The sequence below is a fragment of the Allobosea sp. 01N443 genome, from assembly GCF_056399325.1.
Window position 1 is genome coordinate 1 of sequence record NZ_JBFTRC010000222.1, and the last position, 8,744, is coordinate 8,744.

The window sequence follows — 8,744 nt, forward strand, 5'->3', positions numbered from 1 at the left end:
GGCCCAGGTCGCGCGCGATCAGGCTATAGAGAGCCTGTGCCGCCGGGGTCAGCGTTTCCCCGTGCCGCCGGATCACGGAGACTGGCCGGTCGATGACGGGGTCCACCAGCGGGATCTGGGCGAGGTCCGGGCGCAGGTTCTCGACGATCGAGGCGACCAGGATCGCCACGCCCAGACCTTCGGACGCCAGCCCGATCGCGCTCGAGAAGTACTCGACGACGAACTTGGTCCTGACCTCGATGCCTGAGCGGGCGAGCTGGGCTTCCATGAGCAGCCTGTTGCCGCTGCTGCCGCCGAGCGTGATCAGGTCGAAATCCGCAAGTTCTGCCCAGGCTATGGCCGCTTTTCCGGCGAGCGGGTGGTCGGTGCGGCAATAGGCGACGAAGGGATCGCGAACCAGGACCTCGTTATGGAGGTCCGGCTGGTTCGGCGGCTGCACATGCAGGCCAAACTCCGCCTGGCGTCGGCGCACTGCTTCGATGACCAGGATGCTGGTCCGGTCGAGGATCTCGACGCGATTATGCGGATGCTGCACGGCATAGGTCCGCAGAATGCGCGGCAGGCGCCCATACATCAGCGACGGTACCGAGGCGATCGCGATGTCGCCTGTAGAAAAGCGCGAGATCGTCTTCAGCCGGTCGAAGGATCGGCCGACCTCGTCGACCATGCGCTTGGCCTCCGGCAGGAACTCCCGGCCGATGCTCGTCAGCGCCACCGTGCGGGTCGTGCGGTCCAGCAGCTTGAGGCCGACATGACTCTCGAGCCTTTGGATGCGGCGCGTCAGCCCGGTCTGGGTGACATGCAGCTTTTCGGCCGCCTTGTTGAAGCTGCCGAGCTCGGCGATCTGGATGAACGCCTCGACCCCGTCGATCGGATGTTTCATGCGGAAAGATCATCGATATATGTCATTATTTCAGCATACGAGTGGCTGCCCATCGGTCAATAGTGTTGGGGAAGGCGCGGCACCTGGCATCACCCGGGGACAGAAAGCGCCACGAGGAAACGCACCGATGATCGATACCCGTGTCGCCACGCGTGGCAGACGCGTGCTTGTCACGCATGACCGGTTGGCCGAAGGCGCCATCCAGCTTCTCAACGCCCATGACGTCGATGTCTTCTTCTCGCCCGCCTATGCCGCGCCGGATCTCGTGGCCCAGCGGGTTGCCGAGCTGCAGGTCGATGCGCTGATCGTCCGACAGGGCCGCGTCGATGACACGATCATCGCCGCCTCGCCCAGGCTCAGGGTCATCGCGAAGCACGGTGTCGGCGTCGACAACATCGATCTTCACGCGGCGGCATCGCGGAATATCCCTGTCATTCGCGCCATGGGCTCGAACTCGCGCGCCGTTGCCGAACACACGATCGCGCTGTCGCTGGCGTTGTTGAAGGACATTCCTCGCCTCGATCGGGCCGTGAAGGGTGGCGAGTGGCCGAAGCCCAGTTTCCTAGGGCGGGACATCGCCAGCACCGTGATGGGCCTTGTCGGCTTCGGCGCGATCGGCCAGGAGGTCGCGCGGATCGCCACCGGGCTTGGCATGCCCGTGATCATGCACGACCCCCATGCCCAACGCGAGATCGCGCAGTTTGGGAACGGGGGCAATCGTGATCTGGAAAGCCTGCTCGCGGAAGCCGATATCGTCAGCTTGCATTGCCCGCTGACCAACGCGACGCGAAATCTCCTCAATGCGGAGCGCTTCGGCCTGATGAAGCCGACATCCTTCGTCGTCAACACGGCGCGCGGTGGCCTGATCAGTGAGCCGGCTCTCTTTGAGGCGCTGCGCGAGGGCAGGATCGCCGGCGCCGGCCTCGACAGTTTCRCGCTCGAGCCGCCAGCCAAGGACAACCCGCTCTGGACTTTGCCCAACCTGATCGTGACCCCGCATATCGCCGGCGTGACACAGGGTTCGGCCAAGGCCATGGCAGAAATTGCGGCCCAGCACGTCATTTCGGTGCTGGACGGCAACGCAGCCGATGCACGCAGCTTGGCAAGGCTCGCGGAACTCGCTGCGGAATKAACCTGGCGCACGAAGCCGGGCAAACAGAAACAACCGGGAGGAGACGAACATGAGGATTGCCTACAAAGCCCTCGCGGGACTGGCGCTATCGGCGCTGACGTCGGTGGCGCATGCGCAGCAATATCCGGACAAGGCCATCCGGATGATCGTGCCATTTCCTCCCGGCGGCGGGACCGATGTCGTGGCCAGGGTCGTGGCGGCCAAGCTCAGCGAAACGACCGGCTGGACGGTGGTGCCCGAGAACAAGCCCGGCAGCGGCGGCAGCGTCGGYCTAGGCCTAGCCGGCAAGGCCAAGCCCGACGGCTATACGATCGTGCTGGCGCAGAACGCCAACATGGTCATCAACCCAATCCTCGGAAAGGCGAACTACGACCCGATCGCGGATTTCACCCCGATCGCGCTCACCGCGTCGGCGCCGCAGGTGATGGTCGTCGCCAAGGATTCGCCGATCAAGTCGGTCAGGGATCTCCTGAACACAGCAAAGGACAAGCCCAACGCCATTAAGTTCGCGACGCCCGGCGTCGGAACCAGCTCGCATCTTGCCGGCGAGTTGCTGCAGCAGCGGACTGCGGTGAAGTTCCTGCACGTGCCCTACAAGGGCACAGGGCAGGCCGTTCCCGATCTCCTCGGCGGGCGCGTCGACGTCTATGTCGCCTCGGTGCCCTCGGCGATGTCTCATATCAAGGAGGGCACGATGCGCCCGCTCGCGATCTTCGCGAAGGCCCGCAGCTCCGACCTGCCGGAGGTTCCGACCTTCGAGGAGCTTGGCGTCAAGGATTCTGAGGCCGTGACATGGTGGGGCGTGGCCGCCCCCGCCGGCACGCCTCACGCGATCGTCGCGCGCCTGAACACCGAGATCAACAAGATCCTGCAGATGCCGGACACGAAGGAGAAGCTCAGGGCGGCTGGCGCCGAGGCGATCGGCGGCACCGCACAGGAGTTCTCCGCCCTGATCAAATCGGACGTGCCGAAATGGACCGCGGTCATCAAAACCGCCGACGTCAAGGCTGACGACTAGGGCCGGGTTGGCGGCGGCCATTGCCTTGCGCTCGGGATTGCCGGCGCCGCCTGCACTCTCGGGCGCCTGCCCGAAAGGCGGCTCACTGCGGCATCGATCAGCGCCTGTTCCGGTGTTCAGGGCTGGCAGGTCGCAATCGGCGCGGTGAAGCAGCCATTGCGAGGTCCTGAAGGTCGGGCCTGAACTGCCGTGACACTCTGCAGCCAGACCAAGATCCTCGGATTGGCTCGCCCGGCAATATAGGGCCGGGACCATCCGGGAATGAGGCCTTTGGCTGCCGGGTTTGCGCCAAGGCGTGGCCCCGAAAGCCCGCTCGTTGCGACCCCGATGCCGGAGCATGGAGATCCTGATGAAATCGGATGTGATGAGAAACAAGGATGTCCTGTCCGGGCTCCTATTCATGGGCCTGGGTTCGATCGCGCTCCATATCTCGCTCGATTACCGCTTCGGCAGCACGGTGCGGATGGGGCCGGGCTATTTCCCAAAAATCCTGAGCGGCYTGCTGATCGCGTTCGGCGTCGCCATCCTGATCAAGGGATTGAGGCAGGGCGGAAACCTGGCCGGTCCATGGTCCTGGGCTCCGCTTTTCCTACTGACCCTGGCCATGGTGCTGTTCGGCTTCACGATCGAGCGCCTTGGGTTCCTGCCCGCGCTGGCGCTCATGTTCCTGGTCGCGGCCTATGCCGGCAACGAGTTCAGGCTGCGCGAAGTCTTCGTGCTGACCGCCGTGATGAGCTCTTTCGCCGTGATCGTCTTCATCTGGGGCCTGAAGCTGCCCTATCCGCTCTTCGCCTGGAATTTCTGAGCCATGGAGATGCTCGAACATTTCGCGCTCGGGTTCGGCGTCGCCATGACGGTCCAGAACCTGACCTATTGCCTTCTGGGCGTCGCGCTCGGAACGCTGATCGGCGTGCTGCCCGGGGTCGGGCCGCTGGTCACGATCTCGATGCTGCTGCCGATAACCTTCGGGCTCCCCCCGGTCTCGGCGCTGATCATGCTGTCGGGCATCTATTATGGCGCCCAGTATGGCGGCTCCACCACCGCCATCCTCGTCAACCTGCCGGGCGAAACGTCGTCGGCCGTGACATGTCTCGACGGCTACCAGATGGCTCGGAACGGCCGGGCCGGGGCAGCTCTCGCCACGGCTGCGATTTCGTCCTTCGTTGCCGGCTGCATCGGCACGCTGCTGATCGTGCTGCTCGGTACGCCGCTCGCGGGATGGGCGCTGCAGTTCGGCGCGCCTGAGTATTTCTCGCTGATGGTGATGGGGCTCGTTTCGGCATCGGTGCTGTCGCATGGCGACATGCTCAAGGCGCTTGCCATGGTTGTCGTGGGCCTGCTCCTCGGCCTTATCGGCACTGACGTGAACTCGGGCATGGAACGATACACGTTCGGCCTGCCCGAACTTGCCGACGGCATCGGCTTCACGGTTCTGGCGGTCGGCATATTCGCCTTGTCGGAAGTCGTGATGAATCTGGAGCAAAAAGAAGAGCGCGGCATCTTCAAGGCGAATATCGCCGGACTTATGCCAAGCTTGTCCGATCTGAAGGCGATCACCCTGCCGACCCTGCGCGGAACCGCGATCGGTTCGTTCTTCGGCATCCTGCCGGGTACCGGTCCATCGATCTCGTCCTTCTCGGCCTATATGCTCGAGAAGAAGCTGGCACGGGATCCCTCGCGCTTCGGTCAGGGTGCGATCGAGGGCGTCGCGGCTCCCGAGGCTGCGAACAATGCCGCCGCCCAGACGGCCTTCATACCGACGCTCACGCTGGGAATTCCCGGAAGCGCCACGATGGCGCTGATCCTCGGCGCGCTCGTGATGAACGGCGTCCAGCCGGGACCGACGGTCATGACCCGCAACCCGGAGCTGTTCTGGGGCGTCATCGCCAGCATGTTCATCGGAAACGTCATGCTGGTGGCGCTCAACCTGCCGCTGGTTGGAATCTGGGTGCGGCTGCTGAGCGTGCCTTATCGCTGGCTCTTCCCGTCGATCATCATGTTCTGCGCGGTCGGCAATTACAGCATCAACGGCAGCGCGATCGACGTCTATCTCTGTGCCGGCATCGGCGTGCTCGGCTACGTTCTGGCCAAGCTCGACTGCCCGCCTGCGCCCCTGGTGCTCGGCTTCGTGCTCGGCCCCCTGATGGAAGAGAGCATCCGTCGCGCTCTGCTCCTGTCGCAAGGCGATTTCACGGTCTTCCTCACCAGCCCGATCAGCCTCGGCTTCCTCATCGTGACGATGCTGCTTCTCGGCAGCATGGTCTTACCCGCGATCCGCCGGGGCAAGGAGCGCGTCGACCGCGAAGAGGCCGGCGCGACATAGAGCATGCTGCGAAAAGTGGCAACGGCTTTTCGCAGCATGCTCTAAACTATTAGATTCGATCACGTTTTCTGCGTTTTGACGATTTCGTCCAAACGCAGCGTGATCGAGCCGGCCTCGCCCGTCATTGCCCCAAACGGGGCAATCCCTCGGCGCCACCACGGATGCATCTCGACCCCGGCTGGCTGGCGCAGACAGCAAAGGATAGCTCATGCTCGGATTTCGGATTCTCAAGCGTCGCCGCCAGGTCGACAGCAGCCTCATCGCGCGTTTCCGCGCGTTGCCGGTGGCCAATGTCAGCGATTCGATGTCGCGGATGACGGCGGGCGGCGCTTCGCTTCGCCCGCTTCATCGCGGCGGCGTCATGGCCGGGCCGGCCATCACCGTCAAGACACGCCCCGGCGACAACCTGATGATCCACAAGGCGCTCGATCTCGCCGCCCCCGGTGATGTCATCGTCGTGGATGCGGGTGGCGATCTCACGAACTCGCTGATCGGCGAACTCATGATCTCGCATGCGCAGACGCGTGGCATCGCCGGCATCGTGCTCCACGGAGCAGTGCGCGATGCCGCCTGGATCCGCGAGAACGACCTGCCGATCTTCGCAGCGGGCATCAGCCATCGCGGCCCCTACAAGGACGGGCCGGGCGAGATCAACGTTCCGATCTCGATCGAGGGCATGGTGATCGAGCCCGGCGATCTCGTCATTGGCGATGACGACGGCATTCTCTGTGTGCCCTTCGACCACGCCGACGCGATCTATGAAGCCGCGCGCAAGAAGCACGAGGCGGAAGAAAAGAAGATGCTGGCGATCAAAGAGGGCAAGGACGATCGGAGTTGGATCGATGCAACTCTTGCCCGCCTGGGATGCGCCATCGAAGCCTGACAGCGGCAAGCTGCACCCGCGTCGTCATCCCCCGCGGTCGGCTCGTCCGCCTGGGGAGATGACGCCGTTCGTTCCCGGCGACGAGCCGATGGTCACGAGGACGGGCTCAGTGGCTCGTATCTGAGATCAACAATAGAATCGTCTCACGAAGGGGGCATCGTAGGCACGTCCCGGCCGCCCTTCAGCGAATATCCCGATTTTTCAGATATTTAACACCCCATAAGGAGTGTGGCGCGGCCTACGGGAGTCGAACCCGTCTCCCCAGCGTGAAAGGCTGGTGTCCTAACCGATAGACGAAGGCCGCAAGGCTTCGGTTGCAATTCGTTGCAACCCATCGGAAGCGGGGCGAGCTATAGTGCGACATTCCCGGATCGGCAAGCCTGAGTTTGGCAAATTCTCGACGCCAGATAGCAGTCATGCACAGGCCAGATGGGCTCACACCACCCGGGCAAGATCGATCACCCGCACTTCCACGGTTTCCTTGCCGCCCCAGCGGTTAAGGGTGAGGCTTGCGGCCAGATGCACGCTTTCGCCGCGTGCGGCCAGTAGCGCACGGCCCAGCGGTTCCTGGGCCACGCGGAAGGCAATACCGCCGATCGTGGCGCCATCGCCGCTGCGGAGCTTGATCCTGACATGGCCGCCGCTGCCGATCTCGACGGCATCGACCAGGCGATGCGAGGGAAAGACGAAGACGGGCTCGGGGCAGCCGGCGCCATAGGGGCCGGCCTTCTCGATTTCCGCCAGCAGGCGGGGATTGGCGCCGCCCGCGCTCATCGCCGCATCGACGAGCAGCGATTCCGATTCGCGCGCCTGGGCGACCTCCGGAGCGAGACGTTCGGCGAGAAAGGCATGGAAGGCCGTATCCTGCCCCGGGGCCAGCGTGACGCCGGCCGCCATGGCGTGGCCGCCGCCTTTCACCGCAAGCCCCGCGTCCACCGCCTGCCTGACGGCGCGGCCGAGATCGACGCCGGCGACCGAACGGCCCGAGCCGGTCGCGCCGCCCTCCCCGTTCTGCGCCAGCGCAAAGGCTGGGCGGCGAAAACGCTCCTTGAGGCGCGCCGCGACGAGACCGACGATGCCGGGATGCCAGTCGGCCGAACGCGCCAGCAGGACCGGCAGGTCCTCAGCTTTCGTCAAGGCGTACTCGGCCTGCGCCACCGCCTCCTCGACGGCGAGCTTCTCGATCTCCTGCCGCTCCTGATTCAGGCGGTTGAGTTCGGCGGCGATGCTGCGCGCCTCGATCTCGTCGGCAGTCATCAGCAGCCGCGCGCCAAGGCCGGCATCGCCGATGCGTCCACCCGCATTAATGCGCGGCCCGAGCAGGAACCCGAGATGCCAGGGCTGAACAGGGCCATCGAGCCCGGCGACGTCGAGCAAGGACGCGAGGCCCGCCCGCGTGCGGCCGCGCAGCATCGCGATGCCCTGCCGGACGAAGGCGCGGTTCAACCCCTTGAGCGGCACGACATCGGCAACGGTCGCAAGTGCGACGAGATCAAGCGAGGCGAGCAGATCCGGCTCGGCGCCACGCTGCGCCCAGAAGCCCTGCCGACGCAGTTCTCGGGCGGTCGCGACCAGCGTCAGGAAAACGACCCCGGCGGCGCAGAGATGGCCGAGCCCCGAGAGATCGTCCTGCCGGTTCGGATTCACCAGCGCCTCGACCTGCGGAAGCTGTTCAGGCGCCTGGTGATGGTCGAGCACGACGACATCCAGGCCGAGCCGGCGCGCTTCTGCCAGCGGTTCATGGCTGGTCGTGCCGCAATCGACCGTGACGAGCAGCGTCGCCCCCTCGGCGGCCAGCATGCGGATGGCTTCGCTGTTGGGGCCGTACCCCTCGATCAGCCGGTCCGGAATGTGAATGCGCGGCCAGGCGCCGGCATCGCGCAGAAAACCCGCCAGCAGGGCGGAGGAACAGGCGCCGTCGACGTCGTAGTCCCCGAAGATCGCGACGGCCTCTCGTGTTGCAACCGCGCTTGCCAGGCGCGCGGCAGCCGCATCCATGCCGACCAGGGTCGAGGGGTCGGGCAGGAGATCGCGCAGCTTCGGCTCGAGATAGCGCATGGCATCGGCAGCCTCGACGCCGCGTCCGGCAAGCACGCGTGCCACGATATCGGGGAGCCCTTCGACCTGCGAGAGGGCCTCGGCACGGCCGAGCCCTGCGGCATCGAGCCGATCACGCCAGATGCGGCCGAGCGCCGAGCTGGTGACACCGAGAAAAGGGCGCTGGGCAATCATATTCATACCCAAGGGGTTCGCGCAGCCCGGGCCATTCGTCAACCGGGGCCGGGCCGCCTTGTCGCCGCAGACGGTGTCGCCATAGTGGTTGCGGGGGAAATGGCCTGGCGAAGGGGCTGATCATGCCGCTCGATGCAGATGTCATCGTCATAGGGGCAGGCCTCGCCGGCCTCGTCGCCACGGCAGAGCTTGCCGATGCCGGGCGCAGGGTCATCCTGCTCGACCAGGAGCCGGAACAGTCGCTCGGCGGGCAGGCCTTCTGGTCCTTTGGCG

Annotated in this window: 7 protein-coding genes, 1 tRNA gene and 1 pseudogene; 6 read left to right on the forward strand and 3 right to left on the reverse strand. The window is 65.2% G+C overall.

Annotated features, from left to right (window positions below; genetic code table 11):
- The coding region (locus AC1DRP_RS32035) for a LysR family transcriptional regulator (RefSeq protein ID WP_476770603.1) at positions 1-883 on the reverse strand (883 nt) is incomplete at its 3' end.
- 127 nt (positions 884-1,010) lie between these two features.
- On the opposite strand from AC1DRP_RS32035, the pseudogene AC1DRP_RS32040 reads away from it, so the two are divergent.
- The 5 genes and pseudogenes from AC1DRP_RS32040 to AC1DRP_RS32060 all read left to right on the forward strand — a co-directional run.
- Positions 1,011-1,910: pseudogene (locus tag AC1DRP_RS32040) on the forward strand (hydroxyacid dehydrogenase); the annotation flags it as partial.
- Between the two features lie 154 nt (positions 1,911-2,064).
- On the forward strand, positions 2,065-3,033 hold the full coding sequence (locus AC1DRP_RS32045; RefSeq protein ID WP_441490912.1) for a Bug family tripartite tricarboxylate transporter substrate binding protein: 969 nt from the start codon (positions 2,065-2,067) through the stop codon (positions 3,031-3,033).
- Between the two features lie 349 nt (positions 3,034-3,382).
- A complete protein-coding gene (locus AC1DRP_RS32050) occupies positions 3,383-3,838 on the forward strand; it encodes a tripartite tricarboxylate transporter TctB family protein (RefSeq protein ID WP_441490913.1) in 456 nt (151 codons plus the stop codon).
- Between the two features lie 3 nt (positions 3,839-3,841).
- Complete coding sequence (locus AC1DRP_RS32055) at positions 3,842-5,356, forward strand: tripartite tricarboxylate transporter permease (RefSeq protein ID WP_441507044.1); 1,515 nt, start codon at positions 3,842-3,844, stop codon at positions 5,354-5,356.
- A 208-nt stretch (positions 5,357-5,564) separates the two neighbouring features.
- Positions 5,565-6,239 (forward strand): RraA family protein, encoded by a 675-nt coding sequence (locus AC1DRP_RS32060; protein ID WP_441490915.1) that lies wholly within the window; start codon positions 5,565-5,567, stop codon positions 6,237-6,239.
- 229 nt (positions 6,240-6,468) lie between these two features.
- On the opposite strand, the gene AC1DRP_RS32065 is transcribed toward AC1DRP_RS32060, so the two are convergent.
- A tRNA-Glu gene (locus tag AC1DRP_RS32065) sits at positions 6,469-6,543 on the reverse strand.
- 131 nt (positions 6,544-6,674) lie between these two features.
- Positions 6,675-8,477: a single-stranded-DNA-specific exonuclease RecJ gene (recJ, locus tag AC1DRP_RS32070; protein WP_476770604.1), complete on the reverse strand. Its 1,803-nt coding sequence runs from the start codon at positions 8,475-8,477 to the stop codon at positions 6,675-6,677.
- Between the two features lie 116 nt (positions 8,478-8,593).
- Between recJ and AC1DRP_RS32075 the strand changes: the two genes are divergently transcribed.
- A partial coding sequence (locus AC1DRP_RS32075; RefSeq protein ID WP_476770605.1) for an FAD-dependent oxidoreductase occupies positions 8,594-8,744 on the forward strand: 151 nt, incomplete at its 3' end.

Excerpts from the sequence above, each read along its gene's own strand:
- AC1DRP_RS32060 (WP_441490915.1), top strand. The coding sequence starts at position 5,565 with ATGCTCGGATTTCGGATTCTCAAGCGTCGCCGCCAGGTCGACAGCAGC.
- AC1DRP_RS32055 (WP_441507044.1), top strand. The coding sequence starts at position 3,842 with ATGGAGATGCTCGAACATTTCGCGCTCGGGTTCGGCGTCGCCATGACG.
- recJ (WP_476770604.1), bottom strand. The coding sequence starts at position 8,477 with ATGAATATGATTGCCCAGCGCCCTTTTCTCGGTGTCACCAGCTCGGCG.